This is a genomic window from Prochlorococcus sp. (genome assembly GCF_965655815.1).
In the GTDB taxonomy this organism is placed as follows: domain Bacteria; phylum Cyanobacteriota; class Cyanobacteriia; order PCC-6307; family Cyanobiaceae; genus Prochlorococcus_A; species Prochlorococcus_A pastoris.
Genome location: NZ_CBFHHZ010000003.1, coordinates 187,568 through 206,093, shown reverse-complemented (window position 1 = coordinate 206,093; position 18,526 = coordinate 187,568). Strand labels below are relative to the sequence as shown.

The 18,526-nt window shown below is 30.6% G+C and carries 21 protein-coding genes and 1 tRNA gene; 16 read left to right on the top strand and 6 right to left on the bottom strand.

The genetic code is table 11. From position 1 onward, the window contains the following. The 4 genes from ACTF45_RS06095 to ACTF45_RS06080 form a co-directional block, all read right to left on the bottom strand. On the bottom strand, positions 1 to 68 hold a 68-nt coding region (locus tag ACTF45_RS06095), incomplete at its 3' end, for a DUF3110 domain-containing protein (RefSeq protein ID WP_438949555.1). Positions 69 to 102: 34 nt separating this feature from the next. Beyond that, positions 103 to 1,077: a DnaJ C-terminal domain-containing protein gene (locus tag ACTF45_RS06090; RefSeq protein ID WP_438949550.1), complete on the bottom strand. Its 975-nt coding sequence runs from the start codon at positions 1,075 to 1,077 to the stop codon at positions 103 to 105. Further along, on the bottom strand, positions 1,028 to 3,025 hold the full coding sequence (gene dnaK, locus ACTF45_RS06085) for a molecular chaperone DnaK (protein ID WP_438949549.1): 1,998 nt from the start codon (positions 3,023 to 3,025) through the stop codon (positions 1,028 to 1,030). The genes ACTF45_RS06090 and dnaK overlap by 50 nt, the downstream gene beginning before the upstream one ends. A 227-nt stretch (positions 3,026 to 3,252) precedes the next feature. Further along, a tRNA-Ser gene (locus ACTF45_RS06080) sits at positions 3,253 to 3,339 on the bottom strand. 50 nt (positions 3,340 to 3,389) lie between these two features. Between ACTF45_RS06080 and ACTF45_RS06075 the strand changes: the two genes are divergently transcribed. The 9 genes from ACTF45_RS06075 (at position 3,390) to psaK (ending at position 9,623) form a co-directional block, all read left to right on the top strand. Next, entirely contained in the window at positions 3,390 to 3,764 is a 375-nt protein-coding gene (locus ACTF45_RS06075) for a 2Fe-2S iron-sulfur cluster-binding protein (RefSeq protein ID WP_288346865.1), read from the top strand. 5 nt (positions 3,765 to 3,769) lie between these two features. Then, complete coding sequence (locus ACTF45_RS06070) at positions 3,770 to 4,618, top strand: inositol monophosphatase family protein (protein WP_438949548.1); 849 nt, start codon at positions 3,770 to 3,772, stop codon at positions 4,616 to 4,618. Positions 4,619 to 4,639: 21 nt separating this feature from the next. Continuing rightward, the gene (locus tag ACTF45_RS06065; RefSeq protein WP_438949547.1) at positions 4,640 to 5,791 is read left to right on the top strand and encodes an ATP phosphoribosyltransferase regulatory subunit; all 1,152 of its coding nucleotides are present in this window, start codon (positions 4,640 to 4,642) and stop codon (positions 5,789 to 5,791) included. A gap of 147 nt (positions 5,792 to 5,938) precedes the next feature. Further along, positions 5,939 to 7,843, top strand: coding sequence for a molecular chaperone HtpG (gene htpG, locus ACTF45_RS06060; RefSeq protein WP_438949546.1), 1,905 nt, complete (start codon positions 5,939 to 5,941; stop codon positions 7,841 to 7,843). A 39-nt stretch (positions 7,844 to 7,882) separates the two neighbouring features. Further along, the gene (gene rpmB, locus ACTF45_RS06055; RefSeq protein WP_288346857.1) at positions 7,883 to 8,119 is read left to right on the top strand and encodes a 50S ribosomal protein L28; all 237 of its coding nucleotides are present in this window, start codon (positions 7,883 to 7,885) and stop codon (positions 8,117 to 8,119) included. A 5-nt stretch (positions 8,120 to 8,124) separates the two neighbouring features. Further along, positions 8,125 to 8,658, top strand: coding sequence for a peroxiredoxin (locus ACTF45_RS06050; RefSeq protein WP_288346855.1), 534 nt, complete (start codon positions 8,125 to 8,127; stop codon positions 8,656 to 8,658). A 5-nt stretch (positions 8,659 to 8,663) separates the two neighbouring features. Beyond that, complete coding sequence (locus ACTF45_RS06045; protein ID WP_438949545.1) at positions 8,664 to 8,966, top strand: DUF2499 domain-containing protein; 303 nt, start codon at positions 8,664 to 8,666, stop codon at positions 8,964 to 8,966. Continuing rightward, positions 8,959 to 9,294 (top strand): DUF3593 domain-containing protein, encoded by a 336-nt coding sequence (locus ACTF45_RS06040; protein WP_288346851.1) that lies wholly within the window; start codon positions 8,959 to 8,961, stop codon positions 9,292 to 9,294. The genes ACTF45_RS06045 and ACTF45_RS06040 overlap by 8 nt, the downstream gene beginning before the upstream one ends. Positions 9,295 to 9,359: 65 nt before the next feature. After that, positions 9,360 to 9,623: a photosystem I reaction center subunit PsaK gene (gene psaK / locus ACTF45_RS06035; RefSeq protein WP_011132539.1), complete on the top strand. Its 264-nt coding sequence runs from the start codon at positions 9,360 to 9,362 to the stop codon at positions 9,621 to 9,623. 2 nt (positions 9,624 to 9,625) lie between these two features. Here the strand turns inward: psaK and dxs are convergent, their stop codons facing one another. After that, positions 9,626 to 11,539, bottom strand: a complete 1,914-nt coding sequence (gene dxs, locus ACTF45_RS06030; protein ID WP_438949544.1) for a 1-deoxy-D-xylulose-5-phosphate synthase — start codon at positions 11,537 to 11,539, stop codon at positions 9,626 to 9,628. A 116-nt stretch (positions 11,540 to 11,655) separates the two neighbouring features. Here dxs and ilvA point away from each other — a divergent pair, with 116 nt between their 5' ends. The 3 genes from ilvA (at position 11,656) to ACTF45_RS06015 (ending at position 14,073) form a co-directional block, all read left to right on the top strand. Next, positions 11,656 to 13,197 carry a threonine ammonia-lyase, biosynthetic gene (ilvA, locus tag ACTF45_RS06025; protein WP_438949543.1) on the top strand — a complete coding sequence of 514 codons (1,542 nt, stop codon included), beginning with the start codon at positions 11,656 to 11,658 and terminating at the stop codon, positions 13,195 to 13,197. Between the two features lie 83 nt (positions 13,198 to 13,280). Next, positions 13,281 to 13,763: an SMC-Scp complex subunit ScpB gene (gene scpB / locus ACTF45_RS06020; protein ID WP_288347960.1), complete on the top strand. Its 483-nt coding sequence runs from the start codon at positions 13,281 to 13,283 to the stop codon at positions 13,761 to 13,763. 31 nt (positions 13,764 to 13,794) lie between these two features. Then, positions 13,795 to 14,073: a YggT family protein gene (locus tag ACTF45_RS06015; protein ID WP_288347959.1), complete on the top strand. Its 279-nt coding sequence runs from the start codon at positions 13,795 to 13,797 to the stop codon at positions 14,071 to 14,073. Between the two features lie 3 nt (positions 14,074 to 14,076). Here the strand turns inward: ACTF45_RS06015 and ACTF45_RS06010 are convergent, their stop codons facing one another. Beyond that, complete coding sequence (locus ACTF45_RS06010) at positions 14,077 to 14,406, bottom strand: nucleoside triphosphate pyrophosphohydrolase family protein (protein ID WP_288347958.1); 330 nt, start codon at positions 14,404 to 14,406, stop codon at positions 14,077 to 14,079. A gap of 61 nt (positions 14,407 to 14,467) precedes the next feature. Between ACTF45_RS06010 and pyk the strand changes: the two genes are divergently transcribed. Genes pyk through lspA form a run of 4 tightly spaced genes read left to right on the top strand, consistent with a single transcriptional unit; the run spans position 14,468 to position 18,525 of the window. Continuing rightward, entirely contained in the window at positions 14,468 to 16,258 is a 1,791-nt protein-coding gene (pyk, locus tag ACTF45_RS06005) for a pyruvate kinase (protein ID WP_288347957.1), read from the top strand. Continuing rightward, entirely contained in the window at positions 16,251 to 17,480 is a 1,230-nt protein-coding gene (locus tag ACTF45_RS06000; protein WP_011132546.1) for an ABC transporter permease, read from the top strand. Before pyk ends, ACTF45_RS06000 begins: the two co-directional genes overlap by 8 nt. A gap of 14 nt (positions 17,481 to 17,494) precedes the next feature. Beyond that, a complete protein-coding gene (locus tag ACTF45_RS05995) occupies positions 17,495 to 18,064 on the top strand; it encodes a biotin transporter BioY (protein WP_438949542.1) in 570 nt (189 codons plus the stop codon). Next, positions 18,061 to 18,525 (top strand): signal peptidase II, encoded by a 465-nt coding sequence (lspA, locus tag ACTF45_RS05990; protein ID WP_353884901.1) that lies wholly within the window; start codon positions 18,061 to 18,063, stop codon positions 18,523 to 18,525. The genes ACTF45_RS05995 and lspA overlap by 4 nt, the downstream gene beginning before the upstream one ends. The last annotated feature ends 1 nt before the right edge of the window (position 18,526 follow it).

Below are 18,526 nucleotides of genomic sequence, written 5' to 3'. Positions count from 1 at the left end.
TTTAATTCTATTGAATGTATTCCTTCTTTCTCTGTACCGAAGTTATAAAGTAAAACATAAATATTCATAAAAACTTTTTTAAAATTATTATATATTATTTAACTATTCATCTGATAGTGATAATTCTTGAAGTCTGGTATATAAAGCTATTTCCTCATCATTTATATCAGCAGGAATTACAACGAGGATTTCTACAAACTGATCTCCAATATTATCTCCAAAACTCAAGCCTCTACCCTTAAGTCTTAGCAATCTTCCAGTTGAAGACTTTGGAGGTACCTGAAGAGTTACATTTCCATCAAGAGTAGGAACTTCTACTGCACATCCAAGAAGAGCGTCGGGGGGAAATAACTCTAATTTATAAAGAACACGTAGACCATCTATTCGAAGTCCATTTTCAGTTTGGACTTTTAATTGTAAATAATGATCTTTTCCACCTTTTGCAATATTTTCTAATCTCAATCTCCAACCATCTCCAGCAAATGGGGGAGTATCAACTTCTACAACAGTTTGATCTTCTAATTCTATTAATATAGATGCACCACTCAGAGCTTCATCTGGGGTTAATTCGATAATAGTTTCAATATCTTGATGAAGTTTTACAGGTGGTGGTTCTTCTGGAGATCTTGCTGGATAGTCGTAACTATTAAACTCTTCTTCATTAAAAATTTCATCAGGCTTTTCCTCTTCATAAAAATCAGAGGTTTGATGATAGCTTTCATTGTCTAATTCAGATTCGTATTCAAATCCGAATAGAGAATTAAGATAATCTTTAAATTCAGGAAAACCTGTGCTGTATTTATTAAAATTTCCTTCATTAGAAGAATTAGAATCTATTGATTTAACTCTTCTGACAGGATCACGTAAAAATTCGTAAGCTTCATTAATTAATTTAAATCTGTCCTCAGCATTTATATCATTTTTATTTAAATCCGGATGCCATTTTCTCGCTTCCCTTCGAAAAGCTTTTTTAAGTTCAATATCGTCGAATTCAGAGGATAAACCTAAAATCGACAAATAGTCTTTTTTAGAGGAAGTAGTCATTGTCCCATGGATCGTCATCCCTAGAGTTACCATACCTCGAATTTCTAGAATTACTATTCATTTGATTGTCCCAAGGGTCATCATCCCAGTAATCATCTGAAAATAATTCATCTTTTAAAGAGCCAAAGGTATTTTTAATTCCTTGTAATGGATTGCTATCAACTTTCTTCTCCGCAGCAAATCTTCTATTTAAACCAAAAAGGGCTTCTTGCAAAGAACTTACAGAAATTTCTAATTCTTGAGGATCATCATCATCTATAAATTCTTCGACATCTTGAATTGCAAGCTCTACCGCCCTCTGTTGTCGCTCTGCTCCATATGGTCCAAATTCTAAGGAAGCGTCTCTTAATCTTCTCTCTGCTTGAGCAATTAGTGTAAGTGCATTATTTTTTCTATCAATTACTGATCTTTTCATCCTATCTTCTGTTGCTTTTGACTTTGCCTCAGCGATCATCATATTAATTTCTTGTTCATTTAAATTCGAACCTCCAGAGATACTTACTGTTTGTTTTCTACCTGTAGTTCTATCAGTTGCACTGACTTCTAGCAATCCATTTGCGTCAATATCGAAAGCTACTTGTACTTGGGGAATCCCTCTAGGTGCGGGAGGTATACCTGACAATCTAAATTTTCCTAATGATTTGTTTTCTGAAGCCAGTGGTCTCTCGCCTTGTCTAACTTGTACAACTACTGATGATTGATTAGATTCCGAAGTACTAAAAACATCTGATTGTCTTACTGGTATTGGGGTATTACGTGGAATAAGAACCTTCATAAGTCCTCCAATAGTCTCTAACCCTAAGGATAAAGGAGTTACATCATTTAAAAGTAAATCACGTAAATCTCCACTAATTATTCCAGATTGTATTGCAGCACCAATTGCAACAACTTCATCAGGATTTACAGATTGACATGGCTCATTAGGAACAAGAGTTTTAACTAATTGTTGAACCATTGGTATACGAGTACTTCCACCAACAAGGACGACTTCATCAATTTCTTCAGCATCCCAACCAGAATCTTCTAAAGCAATTTGAACAGGTTCAAGCAATCTATCGAGAAGATCATCAGATAACGATTCAAATAATTTCCTATCGAATTCCTCTTCAATATGTAATGGTCCATCATCACTTGTAGTAATAAAAGGTAAGGAAATTTTAGTTTTTTGTAGTCCTGATAATTCACATTTAGCCTTCTCAGCAGCTTCTGTAAGTCTTTGAAGAGCTTGCCTATCTCGTCTTAAATCAATCTTATGTTTCTCAAGAAATCGTTCAGCAATCCAATCTACTATTTTGGAATCAAAATTATTACCTCCGAGTTGAGTATCTCCACAGGTCGCTTTTACATCAAAAACACCATTAGATATCCTTAACAAAGAAACATCAAAAGTCCCTCCACCTAAATCAAAAACTAATACATTATTGGAAGAGCTTTTTTCAAAACCATAGGCTAATGCCGCTGCTGTTGGTTCATTTAAAATTCTATCAACCTTTATCCCAGCTAACACTGCAGAATCCTTTGTAGCTTGCCTCTGAGACTCATTAAAATATGCAGGTACAGTGATTACGGCAGAATCAATAGTGTCTCCTAAATAAGTTTCTGCATCATTAATTAATTTTCTTATTATCGAACTTATTAACTCTTCAGGAGCATACTCTCTCTCTGTAAATGGACTTAGAATTCTAACTCTCCCTTTATCATTAGATTTAACATTATACGGAACAGAAATACTTGTTTCATCAAGTTCATCCCAATCTCGTCCAACGAATCTTTTTAAGTTATAAAATGTATTTTTAGGATTTAAAACAAGTTGCCTTCGAGCCTGATCACCAATAACAATTTCGGAGTTTTTAGTGAATCCAACTATCGAAGGGGTTGTTCTTGTACCCTCTGAATTTGCAATTACAACGGGGCGGCCAGCCTCTATAACTCCTACAACGGAGTTAGTAGTACCTAAATCAATCCCAACTATTTGCCCCATAGTATTACTTGATTAATTAAAAGTTATCCTTAACTAATAATTTAATCAATTTAAATTCTCTGTTATCTACATATAATAATAAAAATCTATTAATTTCAACTTTATTTAAATAAATAAATTCATTTACTTATTTTTTTTTATACTTTTACAAAATACACAAAATTAATAAAGTATTTATTAGTTAAAATTCTAATTGTTATTTTATATCTCTATCAATTAAAATGAAACGGAGAGAGAGGGATTCGAACCCTCGATAAAGTTGCCCCTATACAGCATTTCCAGTGCTGCGCCTTCAACCACTCGGCCACCTCTCCTTAAGATTTATATTTTACCCTTTTAATATCCCATTATTGAGGAAAGTTACTTGAAAAAGACTTTTAAAGTCACTATTAGGAATAAAGAAACTGGTAAAATATATCAGGAAAATATTAGCGATCAAGAATATATACTAAAAGAATTTGAAAAAAAGGGTCTAAGACTTCCATTTTCCTGTAGGAATGGATGCTGTACAAGTTGTGCGGTAAAAATCGTTTCGGGTAAGCTTGAACAACCAGAAGCAATGGGTGTATCTCAAGATTTAAAAGATAAGGGTTATGCTCTTCTTTGTGTTGCGAAAGTAATAGAAGATATTGAAGTCGAGACTACCTATTATGATGAGGTTTATGATTTACAATTTGGCCAATATTTTGGTAAAGGAAAAACTAGAAAAGCTCCTCCCTGGGAATTTGAGGAAGATTAATTATTATGCTTGAAATTCAAGAATTTGAAGAAATCAATTCAGAAATTGATTTAATTTTCCTTACTAACATTGCTAAAGAGAGTGCTCTTATAGGTAATGAAATTCTAATTAAAAATTATAATAAAATTCAAACAATCACTTCAAAGGGGAGAAAAGGTGATTTAGTTACCAACGTAGATTTAGAAGTAGAAGAGAAGATTAAGGAGTACTTAACAATTAAAACTCCCGAAATTTCTATTCATGCGGAAGAATCAGGAAAATTAATAAAGACTTCGGAATTAACTTGGTGCATTGATCCATTAGATGGAACAACTAACTATTCTCACGGTTATCCATTCTTTGGAACTTCAATAGGTCTCTTATATAAAAACAATCCTATCTTAGGTGCTATATCAGTACCATATTTAAACGAACTTTATTCTGCATGCATAGGGAAAGGTTCATATTGCAACGATAAAAAACTGAAGGTATCAAATGCTAATTCTCTTATCGATAGTCTTCTCGTAACAGGTTTTGCATATGATAGGTTTGATACTGAAGATAATAATTATGCAGAATTTTGTTATTTAACACATAAAACTAGAGGAGTAAGGAGAGGAGGTGCAGCGGCTGTTGATTTAGCATTTGTTGCCTCAGGGAAAGTAGATGGATATTGGGAAAGAGGTCTAGAAATATGGGATTTAGCTGCTGGTGCTATTATTGTTAAAGAAGCTGGTGGTTCCGTTTCTGATTACCCTAACGGTGAATTTAATCTTAGCTCTGGAAGAATATTGGCTTGCAGTCCTAGACTTGAAGAAGAGCTAAAAATGGAATTAAGCAAAGTTACTCCACTTAATAAACAACTTTACACTTAAAAATAAAATTATCGTTTTAAAATGAGTGATATTAAAGAATTTAATTTAATAGATGTAAGGAATAATTCCTCGATTGTTAATGATTTAAATAATGTATATAAGTTGTGGGGTTATGAAGAAATTTCACCTTCATTTATTAATAATCTTGAGACAATCAAAGGTAGAGAAGTAATTGATGGGGACGAACTTATTGGAATAGTAAGTAATAGTTCATTATGTTTAAGACCAGAAATGACAACATCAATTGTTAAATTAACATCCACAAGATTATTAAATAAGAAGAGACCAATAAGACTTTTTAATAGTGGTATTGTATTTAATAAAAAACAAAGTTATAAAAATACTTATAAATTTCAAGAAAATTTACAAAGCGGTATAGAACTAATTAGTTATGACACTCAATACCCTGAGATTGAGGTGATTAATATATTATTTGATGCAATCGATAATATCAATTTAATTGATAGTTGTAATCTAACTCTTCTTGTTAGTACAACAAAAATAATGGATTTAATATTATTCAATTATAAAAATAATAATTATGAGGAGATTAAAAAATGCATGGTAAATTTAGATCAAGAATCATTAGATAAATTAAATATTGACAACAATGATAAAGCAATATTGAAGGAATTATTATTTACAAGAGGGGAACCTGCAATCATACTTAAAAAGCTTAAAAATGTTTATGGTAATAATAATGTCATTGAGGAACTTGACTGTTTATTTAATACTTTATCAAAAATTTCAAAAAAATATAATATAAAAATACAACTTGATCCTACTTATCAACCTCATCTTAATTTATATGCAGGTATAGTTTTTCAACTTATTTGCGATAACAAAAATATTAAAACCATAATTGCAAAAGGTGGTAGATATGACGAATTAGTAAGATATTTTAATCCTAATGAAAAAATAATTAATGGAATTGGATTCACAATATCTATAGATAATTTAAGAGAATTGATAGTTGAAAAATCTCAAACTAAAAAGAGAGTGTTGCTCTTATTTAAAGATCCTTATTTATTAGATAAAGGTATAAATGAGCAAAAAGCATTGCAAAAAAAAGGGATAATTACAATACTATATTTGAATCCATGTAATGAAAATTCAAAAGCCAACATTCTTATGAAAGAACATAATTGTACTGAAATTCAATGGATTAAATAATTTTTCCATTTGAGATTTATAAAAAAAAATGCAATTTGAATAAGCTACGACAATATAAATTTTTAGTACGGACAATACTCCTAATTAAACTTGATTAACCTTAAAATAGGAAATAAAATTTAATAGTTAAAAAAAAAGAAAATTAAAATGGAAAAAGGCGAAATTAGAATAAATACCGAAAATATTTTTCCAATAATAAAAAAAGCTGTATATTCTGATCACGAAATTTTTTTAAGAGAACTCGTTAGTAATGCTGTAGACGCAATTAGTAAAAGAAGAATGGCCTCAATGGCTGGAGATTGTGAAAATTGTGATGAACCTCAAGTAAAAATTACTATTGATAGGGAAAATAATATCTTAAAAATTTCTGATAATGGTATTGGAATGAATGATGAAGAAATAAAAAAATATATAAACCAAGTTGCTTTTTCTAGTGCTGAAGAGTTTCTAACAAAATATAAAAAAGATAATGACGAATTTATAGGACATTTTGGATTGGGTTTTTATTCTAGTTTTATGGTCGCAGATAAAGTCAATATTTTAACTAAATCAGCCATAGATAATAGTAAAACTTTTAATTGGTCATGTGATGGCTCACCTAACTTCACATTAGAAGAATCTGAAAGAGATTCAGTTGGAACTGATGTAATCCTTCATTTAATGGATGAAGAAAAAGAATTTATAGAACCAGAGAGAATTAAATCGCTTATTAAAAAATATTGTGACTTTATGCCTATAGATGTTCTATTAGAGGGTGAAACAATTAATAAGAAAAATCCTCCATGGAGAAAACAACCTAGTGAACTAAAGGATGAAGATTATATTGAACTATATAAATATTTATATCCTTTTCAAGGAGACCCTCTTTTATGGATTCATTTAAACACAGATTATCCATACGACATACAAGGTATTTTGTATTTCCCTAAATTATCTGGAAGAGCCGATTGGGAAAAAGGCGAAATTAAACTATTTTGCAACCAAGTATTTGTAAGCGACTCAATAAAGGAAATTGTACCTAAATATCTCTTACCCTTGAGAGGTGTAATTGACTCTACAGATATACCATTAAATGTAAGTAGAAGTGCATTGCAAACTGATAGAAAAGTCAGATCTATTTCATCATTCATTTCAAAAAAGATTGCTAATAAGTTAAAAGACTTAATAAAAAATTCGCCTGAATTTTATACAGAAATTTGGGATTCAATTTCTGCCTTTATTAAAATAGGTGCTATCGAGGACGAAAAATTTGCTGATCTTGTAGAAAATAGTATTATTTTTGAGACAATTATAAATTCTGATAAAGACGTAAAAAAATATCTCGATGATAAATCTCTTATAAAATCTAAAGAAAAGTTTTACACAACATTATCAAATTATAAGGAGAGAAATAACATAGTCGATTCCAAAAAAATTATCTATTGTTCTGATGTAATTGCGCAATCTAGTGCTTTAAAAATTTGTTTATCTGACAACAAAGAAGTAATAAAATCTGATCCTTTAATAGATGCACAATTTCTTCCATGGATAGAAAATAAAAATGAAAATTATCAATTTCAAAGAGTTGATTCTGAAATAAATGAGCTTGAAGATAAAGATTCAAAAGAAATAGTTGATAAAGATGGCAAATCAAACACAGATAATTTAAAGGATATTATTTCTAAAGCATTAAATAACGATAAAGTAACAGTAAAAGTTCAATCTCTTAAAAGTAAAGATGCTCCTCCAGCAATGATATTGTTACCTGAACAAATGAGAAGGATAAACGATATGGGGGCATATATGGAACAAAAAATGCCTGGATTACCTGAATATCACGTCCTATTAATTAATAAAGAACATCCACTCATTGCAGGATTAAATAAAATAACTGGTAATAAAATTATTCTTGATAAAAAAGACCCAGTTGAAAATCCATTAGCATCAAAAATTGCTAATCATGTTTATGACATGGCGAAATTAAGTGTAGGAGGATTAGATCAAGAACAAATTATAAATTTGCAAAATAATAATGCCGATTTAATTTCAGATTTACTTAAAACATCAAAATAAGTAGTGTGTTAGAGTTAATAAATATATTCTTCAAATAATATGTCTAGGGTTTGTGAGCTGACAGGTGCAAAAGCTAATAATGGAATGGCTGTTAGTCATTCGCATATACGTACTAAGAAATTACAACAAGTAAATCTTCAAAAAAGGAGACTTTGGTGGCAAGAAGGTAAAAAGTGGGTAAACATAAAAATTAGTACTAAGGCATTAAAATCAATACAAAAGGTTGGTTTAGATAAGTTTGCCAAAACAAATGGAGTGGATCTTAATAAGTTCTGATTTTGATGAAGAGTTTATTTGGCCTTTTTGTAATATTAATATCGTTATATTTTAATCTTAAATCTGCAATTGCTTTTGATTATGCTCCAGAGATAGGAGATTCAGCTCCTAGTTTCCATTTAGAGGGAATAAACAAAAGTATTAAATCAAAAAAAATATGGGATTCGAATGAATTAATAGGTAAATGGATAGTTTTATATTTTTATCCTAAGGATTTTACCGCTGGTTGTACTCTAGAAGCAAAAGGATTTTCTCAATTAAAAAACGACTTTTTTAAATATAATGCTGAAATAATAGGAATAAGTGCTGACAATCAAGATTCTCACGACAGTTTTTGCAGTGAAAAATCAATAAATTACACATTATTATCCGACCCAAATGGAACTATTAGTGCAAAATATGGTTCCTGGATTCCTCCTTATTCCGATAGGAATACTTTTTTGATTTCACCAGAGGGAAAAATAACATACAGATGGATAAGTGTTTTACCAATTAATCATGCAAAAGAAGTACTTAATATATTAAAGAAAAATATATAAATATTTTGCACGAACTTTCATTTGGCACTTGGTTAATTCATATCAGCTCAGTAATAGAATGGATTTATGCAATTTTTATAATAAACAAAATAAGTAGCTATAAAAAACTAAAGCTTTATTACTGGTTAAGTCTCGCAATGATACCTAATTTAATTGGAGCTATGTGTGCTATTACTTGGCATATTTTTGATAATCAACCTGAATTAAATGGGTTAGTTACCCTTCAAGGGATTTTCACTTTTATAGGGAACTCAACATTAGCTATAGCTACTATTGCAATTTATAAAAGAACAGAATCCTATGAATGATTTTTTTTTAAGATTTCTAAATTTCTTATCAAGATTTGATAATACAGCCTTATTTGCAGCATCTATAATTCCATATTCGATTTTCTTATATTATTTATACAAGATAAAGTCATTAAATAAATTAATCAAAATTGGTTTTTCTTTAACTGTATTATTTGTATTTATAACCATAGTAATTTCGATATTTTCTCTTACTTACTATCAAAGAACTCTTGTTGAAGTTGACTTACTTCATGGTTCAGCAGAATTTTTCTTAACCTTAAGCGATTTTGTTATTTTACTTGGCTTTATAAAGATGTTAAATCGTCTAGAAGTAAATAACTCTTAAGACCTTTTACAATTATGTGATTTATTGCTCGAAATAAAGGAGAATATAGAAAATAACGTTTTTTTATGCTTACTACATTATTTGCAGCAGCGGCTGCTCCCGCAACATTTGAATGGTCTCCAAAATGTGCCATTGTAATGATTGCATGTAATGTTTTTGCTTATGCAATTGCAAGAGCCACAATAAGAAAACCTAATGAAGGTTTTGAAATTCCTAATTCACAATTCTTTGGTGGTTTAAGTCATGCGTCTGTCGTAGGAGCTAATTGCCTAGGACATATCTTCGGAATAGGTGCAATACTAGGATTAGCTTCTAGAGGTGTATTGTAAAATTATTCAACAGTAATTTTAGAATTTAATTTTACTAAATTAAATTTGTTAATAATTTTTTCTGCCATCTGATCAGGTTTAAGTCCTAATTTTTCTTTACTCTGATCAGGTGATGCATGATCTACAAGTACATCAGGAATACCAATTCTTAAAACTGGTATATTTATTTCATTATCGTTTAACATTTCAACAATAGCCGAGCCAAATCCTCCAACTAATGTACCTTCTTCCATTGTTACTACCTTTTTAAGTTTTCTTACTAACGGTATTATTAAATCTTGATCAATAGGTCTAACAAATCTAGCATTAACAATACAAGCACTAATACCTCTATTTTTTAGTAAGTTTGCAGTTTCAGTAGCGGCATGAACCATTGAACCATAAGCAATAATTAAAACATCATCACCTTCTTCTAAAATTTCTCCTTCGCCAATCCTCAAAGGCTCCCATCCCTCATCCATTACTGCTACACCTAAACCTGAACCTCTTGGAATGCGAAGTGCTGTCGGTCCCTTGTGATTAATAGATGTAATTAACATTCTTTGAAGTTCAGCTTCATCTTTTGGAGCCATTAAAACAAAATTAGGAATAGCTCTCATATAGCTAATATCATATTGACCCTGATGAGTTGGACCATCGGCACCAACAATTCCTGCTCTATCTAAAACAAAAGATACAGGGAGATTCTGAATACCTACATCATGAATTAGCTGATCAAAAGCGCGTTGCAAGAATGTACTGTAAATAGCAACTACAGGTTTAAGACCATCGCAAGACATTCCAGCTGCTAATGTAACTGCATGTTGTTCAGCTATTCCTACATCTATATATTGTTCTGGAATATTTTTTTGCAATAAATCTAGTCCAGTTCCAGTAGCCATTGCTGCTGTAATTCCTATAACCTTACTGTCTTGCTCACAAATTTTTAAAAGCGTTTGACCGAAAATTTTACTATAGCTTACTGGTTTAGGCTTGCTTGATGGAATTGATTTACCCGTCGTAAGATCGAATGATGATTGAGCATGGTACCCTACTTGATCTGCTTCTGCATATGGATATCCTTTCCCTTTAGTTGTAACAACATGAACCATTACTGGTTTTTTAAGTCTATGAGCAGCATTAAAAGTATTTATAAGATTAGAAATATCATGTCCATCAATTGGGCCCATATACGTAAAACCAAGTTCTTCAAAAACTGCTCCAACTTTTGGTACCGCTAAACGTCTAACACTTCCTTTTATATTTTTTAATTCTTCAGGTATATCTTTACCTATAAGAGGAATATTTTTAACACTTTCCTGAACACTATCTGACAAAAATTGTAATGGTGGACTTAGTCTAACTTTATTCAAATATGTTGAAAGAGCTCCAACAGGTGGCGATATTGACATATCATTATCATTCAGAACAACAACTAAGGGAGTATTTGGTAAATGTCCCGCATGATTTATCGCTTCTAAAGCCATTCCACCTGTTAATGCTCCATCACCTATAACTGCAACGCATTTATGATCTTCCCCTTTTCTATCCCTTGCAATTGCCATTCCCAACGCAGCTGATATTGATGTACTTGCGTGGCCTGCTCCAAAATGATCAAATATACTTTCAGTACGTTTAAGATAACCAGCTATACCTTTTTGTTGACGTAAGGAATCAAATTCATTGAAACGTCCAGTAATTAACTTATGTGGATAAGCCTGATGGCCAACATCCCATACAACTTTATCAATATCAAGATCTAATGTTTGATATAAAGCAAGTGTTAATTCAACTACCCCTAGTCCAGGACCAAGATGACCTCCACTTGTTGAAACTACCTCTAAATGTCTCTCTCTAATCTGAGAAGCAATTTCCTCTAATTGTGATACCGTTAAACCAAGTAATTGATTTGGATGGCTTAACTCACTTAAAAGCATTATTTAAAAATATTTACTTATCTAATCTAAAACGTTAAGGTGCAAAATGAGTAATTTTTTTGAAATAGATTATGTAATGTTTTATTAGATTAATATTTAATGCTAAAAATATAAATATGGAAGATTATTTTAAAAAAATACTTCAGGCTAAAGTCTATGAAGTAGCTAAAAAAACACCTTTAGAAAAAGCAAATAATTTAAGTAAAGCACTTAAAAATAATATTTATTTGAAAAGAGAAGATCTTCAAGATGTATTTTCTTTTAAGATAAGAGGTGCCTTTAATAAAATGAGGCAAATACCACAATCACAACTAGCTAATGGTGTCATAACATCAAGTGCTGGAAATCACGCTCAAGGAGTCGCGCTTAGTGCGTTGAAATTAAATTGTAACGCAACTATTTTAATGCCGATAACTACACCATTAGTAAAAGTAAATGCTGTAAGAAATCTAAAAGCAACTGTAATATTATTCGGTGATAATTATGATGAAACTTATAAGGAAGCATTACGTCTTAGTGAAGAAAATAATTTATGTTTTATTCATCCATTTGATGATCCTGAAGTAATAGCTGGCCAAGGGACAATCGCCATTGAACTAGAACAACAAGTAAATGAACCTCCAGAAGCAATATATGTTGCTGTTGGAGGAGGAGGTTTAATAGCTGGTATTTCTGTATATATAAAAAAAATTTGGCCCCAAGTAAAAATAATTGGTGTAGAGCCTGAAGATGCTGATGCGATGACTAAATCCCTAAAAAATTCAAAATTAATTGAATTAGCATCAGTTGGTCAGTTTGCTGATGGCGTAGCAGTAAAAAAAGTTGGAGAAAAAACCTTTGAAATCGGAAGAAAATATATCGACAGAATGATAACTGTAAATACTGATGAAATATGTACCGCTATTAAGGATGTTTTCGAAGATACCAGATCAATCCTAGAACCAGCTGGAGCTCTATCTATTGCGGGAATGAAAAAGGATATATACGAATCAAAATACGCAAATAAAAATATAATTGCTATCGCATGTGGGGCAAATATGAATTTCGAAAGACTACGATTTGTAGCAGAAAGATCTGCACTTGGAGAGTACAAAGAAGCAATGTTTGCTGTTGAAATACCAGAAAAAGCAGGAAGCTTAATTAATTTCTGTAGTTTGTTAAATAATAGAAATTTAACAGAATTTAGCTATAGGATGTCCAATTCAGTTAATGCTCAAATATTTGTAGGAATCGAGGTTAATGGAGTAATTGATAAAGAAGAACTTTTACAAGAATTTAGGAAATCAAATTATCCTTTTATAGATATAAGTAATGATGAATTATCTAAAAATCATCTAAGACATATGGTAGGTGGTCGTTTGCCACAAAAATTTACTGAACTAGAAAAATCAAAATATATTGAATTGCTATATAGATTTGAGTTTCCAGAAAGGCCAGGAGCATTAATAAATTTTCTAAAAAATATGAAATCAAATTGGACAATAAGCATCTTTCACTATAGAAATCATGGTTCTGATGTAGGAAAAATTGTTATAGGAGTATTAATAGATAGTGATGAAATTAATTACTGGAATAAATTTGTAGAATTCTTAGGATATAAATACTGGGACGAAACGAATAATCAAACATATAAATTATTCCTTGGTGCATCTGATTAAAAATAAGGTAACTTGGGAAAGAGTTAGGTATTAAAAAAATTAATCAAGCTGATCTAATTACTAAAAAATTAAGCGATATAAGTTTGGTTACAAGAGTTGAGGCTGTTCTGTATCTTAAAGGTAGACCAATATCAAAAAAGAATCTTTCAGAAATTACTAATGCGGATATTAATTCTATCGAAAAGGCATTAAGAGAATTAAAGGAAAAATACTCAAACACAAAATCTGCAATAGAATTAAATGAAATTAATAGTTGTTATTGTCTAGAGTTAAAATCAATTTTAAATGAATTTGTAGAAGATTTATTACCATCTGAATTAAGAACATCAGAATTAAGGACACTTGCAACAATTGCAATTAAGAAAAAAATACTGCAATCAGATCTTATAGTTTTAAGAGGGTCAGGAGCATACGACCATATAAAGGAATTAACAAATAAAAAACTTATTATTAAACGTAAGCAAAAAGATGGGAGATCTTATTGGCTATCATTATCTGAAAAATTTTTTCAAACTTTTGCTGTAAGCAATGAATATTTATCGCAAATAGGCGGCAATAAAAAGTAAATGTTACAATTAGATAAACCACCTGAAAATAATGTTGTCTGAGATTTTTGCTGTTTTAGGTCAAACCTTATCAATTTATTCATTTATTTTGATCATTAGGATATTACTTACATGGTTTCCTGGAATAGATTGGAGTAATGGAATATTATCAGCATTAACATCAATAACAGACCCATATTTGAATATATTTAGAGGAATAATTCCTCCAATTGGTGGCTTTGATATTTCATCATTGTTAGCTTTTCTACTCCTTAATGTTATCCAAAACCTAATTACTAATCTTCAATATGCCAGCCTAGGATATGCTTAAAATTTAACGATCATCTCCGGAACCAGAAATTTTACCCTTAGCTGCTCTTAAGTTCAATTTTTCTAAATTTTGTAAAGCAACTTCTTCTAATTCGAAATTGAATTCGTTGCAAAGATTAGATATATACCACAAAACATCACCTAACTCTTTTTTTATCCCTTTTTTAGATTCTTCATCAAAAATACCTTTTTTATCTCTAATTACTTTTTTTACTTTTTCTGCAACTTCACCAGCTTCGCCAACTAATCCTAGTGTTGGATAAATATTGTTTGAGCCTAAATTTGGATATTGGGCTGTTAAGCGAGCTTGCTTCTGATAAGTTTTAAAATCCATAGATTAAATAACTAACTTTATGTATGTTAAATTTACTTATATCTAGCAATATTATTTATATATGTCGAATATTGATTTAAAAAGAAGAACCAAGATTGTTGCAACAATTGGACCAGCTACTCAATCAGAAGAAATTATTACTGATCTTATAAAGGCTGGAGTTACAACATTTCGATTAAATTTTTCTCATGGAGATCATAAAGATCATCAAGAAAGAATTAAAACCATAAGAAAAGTTTCTGAAAAGCTAGATTTGGATATTGGAATACTTCAGGATCTTCAGGGTCCTAAAATAAGATTAGGAAGATTTAAAGATGGTCCTGTAAAAGTAAAAAAAGGAGATAAATTCTCTTTAACTTCTAATGAAGTTGAATGTACAAAAAGTATAGCTAATGTTACCTACAACAAACTTGCCGAGGAAGTAACTTCAGGAAAAAGAATATTGTTAGATGATGGAAAAATTGAAATGATTGTTGAAAAGGTTGACATAGGAAATAATTTATTGGAATGTAAAGTAACTGTTGGAGGAGTCCTTTCTAACAACAAAGGTGTAAATTTTCCAGATGTACAATTATCAGTTAAAGCTTTAACTGATAAAGATATAGAAGATCTTGAATTTGGATTAACTGCTGGTGTTGATTGGATAGCTCTAAGTTTTGTAAGAAATCCATCTGATATTAATGAAATAAAAAATATAATAAATAACAGTGGACATTCAATTCCTGTTGTAGCCAAGATTGAAAAATTTGAAGCAATAGATCAAATAGATTCAATATTACCTTTGTGTGACGGGGTTATGGTTGCACGAGGAGACCTAGGAGTTGAAATGCCAGCAGAAGAAGTCCCTCTTCTACAAAAAGAGTTAATTAGAAAAGCAAATACACTAGGGATCCCCATTATTACCGCCACACAAATGCTTGACTCAATGGCATCAAATCCAAGACCAACTCGTGCTGAAGTAAGTGATGTGGCTAATGCAATTCTTGATGGTACAGATGCCGTGATGCTTTCAAATGAAACAGCTGTGGGTGATTATCCAGTAGAAGCTGTTGAAACTATGGCGACAATTGCTAGAAGAATTGAACGTGATTATCCTCTAAAAGCAATTGAGAGTCACCTTCCTAGTACTATCCCAAATGCAATAAGCGCCGCAGTCAGCAACATTGCTAGACAACTTGATGCTGGGGCAATAATCCCTTTAACTAAATCCGGTTCAACAGCCCGTAATGTAAGTAAATTCAGACCTCCAACTCCTATTCTTGCCACCACGACAGAGAGAAGTGTCGCGAGAAGATTGCAATTAGTATGGGGAGTGACTCCTTTATTAGTCAAAAATGACGATAGAACTGCAAAAACATTCAGTATTGCAATGCAAATAGCACAAGAACTAGGGATTCTGAAGCAAGGAGACCTGGTAGTTCAGACTGCGGGGACACTAACAGGTATAAGTGGTTCGACTGATCTAATAAAAGTTGGATTAGTAAGAAAAGTGGTAACTCGAGGAATATCAATAGGAGAGTTAGGTGTTACTGGTAAAGCAAGAAATATAAAGACTAATCTTGATTTATCATTGATATCTCCAGGAGAAATTTTATTTGTACCAAAAAATATTTTAATGGATTTACCTTACACCAAGAAAATTACTGGAATAGTCACGGATGAAAATATAGATGAATGCTATAAAATATTTAAGAAAAATAATATTAAGATATCCACTATATGTAATTTATCTGCTATTGACAATCTTGTATCGAACGGGGATTTAATAACATTACAACTCAATGAAGGAGTTGTTTATATGGGGCAGATAGAAGACGATGAGGATGCACTAGATAAATATAAGTATGTCTAGGAATATATCTCTTAAAGAAGCCTTTAATATGGCTGGTAAGACTTTAGTTTCAAACAAATTAAGAAGTTCTCTTACTATGCTTGGAATAATAATAGGTAATGCATCAGTAATAACACTTGTAGGATTAGGGAGAGGAGCTCAAACTCTTGCCAAAAATCAATTAAGTAATTTAGGTGCAAATGTTTTATTTATTGTTCCAGGCAATAACGACACTCGAAGAAGAGGTATATCATTTCCAAAAAATCTTGTTTTAGAAGATTCAATTGCAATTAACAATCAAGTCCCGAGTGTTAAAAAAGTTGCACCACAAATCTCTGCAAATGAAATTGTTCAATCAAATTCAAAAAGCTTAAATATTTCAATTGCTGGGGTTACTCCTGAATTTCTTGACGTTAGAAGTTTTGAGGTAGATGAAGGAAGATTCATCTCCCAAAGTGACGTAAATTCAGCTAGAAGTTTTGTTGTAATTGGACCTGATCTAAAGGAAGACTTTTTTAAGGGAAACACCGTAATTGGAGAAAAAATAAGAATTAAGGATCACACCTATGAAATAATTGGAATTTTGAAACCTAAAGGTGCTGTTTTTGGTAGCAATCAAGATAAAAATGCATATATACCTCTTACTACAATGGTTAATAGAATAAGTGGAAAGGATCCTACCTATGGAGTTAGCCTAAGTTTTATAAGTGTAGAGGCTACTAGTAAAAACAAAACTAGTGCTGCTAAGTTCCAAATTACAAATTTATTGCGTCAAAGACATAACATAGTAAGAGACGATGATTTTGCAGTTAGATCTCAAGAAGATGCATTAAATATCGTAACAAACATTACAAGTGGTCTTACATTTTTATTGGCAGGTATAGGTGCTGTCTCTCTTATTGTTGGAGGTATAGGAATAATGAATATAATGCTAGTTTCTGTAAGTGAAAGAACAGAGGAGATTGGTTTAAGGAAAGCAATAGGAGCGAAACAATCAGATATTCTTATACAATTTTTATTTGAGGCTTTGATTTTATCTACTATTGGAGGTTTGGTTGGAACAACAACCGGTTTGACAGGGGTTTTTCTTCTAGGAGTAATAACTCCATTGCCAGCTTCTGTGGGAATAACAACAACGTTGTCAACAATGATTATTTCAGGTTCAATAGGATTAATATTTGGAGTGTTACCAGCCAAAAGAGCTTCACAATTAGATCCAATTGTTGCTCTAAGAAGTTTGTAAATCTTTATTAGTAAATGCTAAATGTTAGTAAACTTATTGAGGTATTTATAAGTGTCCAAATCATTATAATTTCTACATTTATTCCTGTTTTTTTCTCTATACCTTTTACTAATAAACTTATTGGGACATTTGAGATGCCTATTACATGGCAATTACCTTCAATCGTAATAATTACCTTAATATTTAACGGTAAAATAGTAATAAAAGCATTTAGTATCTATTTAATAATAGGTTTGTTTTTTATTCCAGTATTTGACCAGGGAGGTTCATTAGGATATTTATTAACTCCAAATTTTGGTTATTTATTAGGAATGTATCCATTAATAAAAATGATAGATAATTTAAATAAAAGAAAGCAAATGATTAAATATTATGACCTTTTAAAATACGTAATATTAGGAATATCTAGTATGCATCTTATAGGTATAATTTATAATTGCATTCTAGTTTTATATTTTAAACAATCGGAAATACTCTTATATAATATTTCAAAATATTCATTAGGAAAATTCGGATATCATTTATTAATAATCACACCTATTACTCTACTGTTTAAAATCGTCAATAAGAACAGATATCAATGATGATGTTAAATATAAAAAAAAATAGATTTTATTATATTATTTTATCTATTTTAATTTTTTTATCTGATCAATTTACAAAACATATTATCGATATAAATCATACATCCTATATAAATAAAGATCTTTTATTTTTTAGTATTGATTACGTGAAAAATTATGGAGCAGCATTTAATATTTTAAATGGTAACAGAATTTTTCTATCCACACTAAGTACAATAATAACGTTGTTTTTAATATATTTAATTTTATATAAAAAAAATTTAAGTAATTTAGATTTATTGAGTTATAGCTTTATTTTGGCAGGTACGATAGGAAACGGAATTGAAAGAATTACAAGAGGTTACGTTATAGATTTTATTAATTTAAACTTTATTGATTTTCCAGTATTTAATATTGCTGATATATCTATAAATATAGGTCTTATTTTTATTATATATGGACTTATTAAAAATAAACGATAAT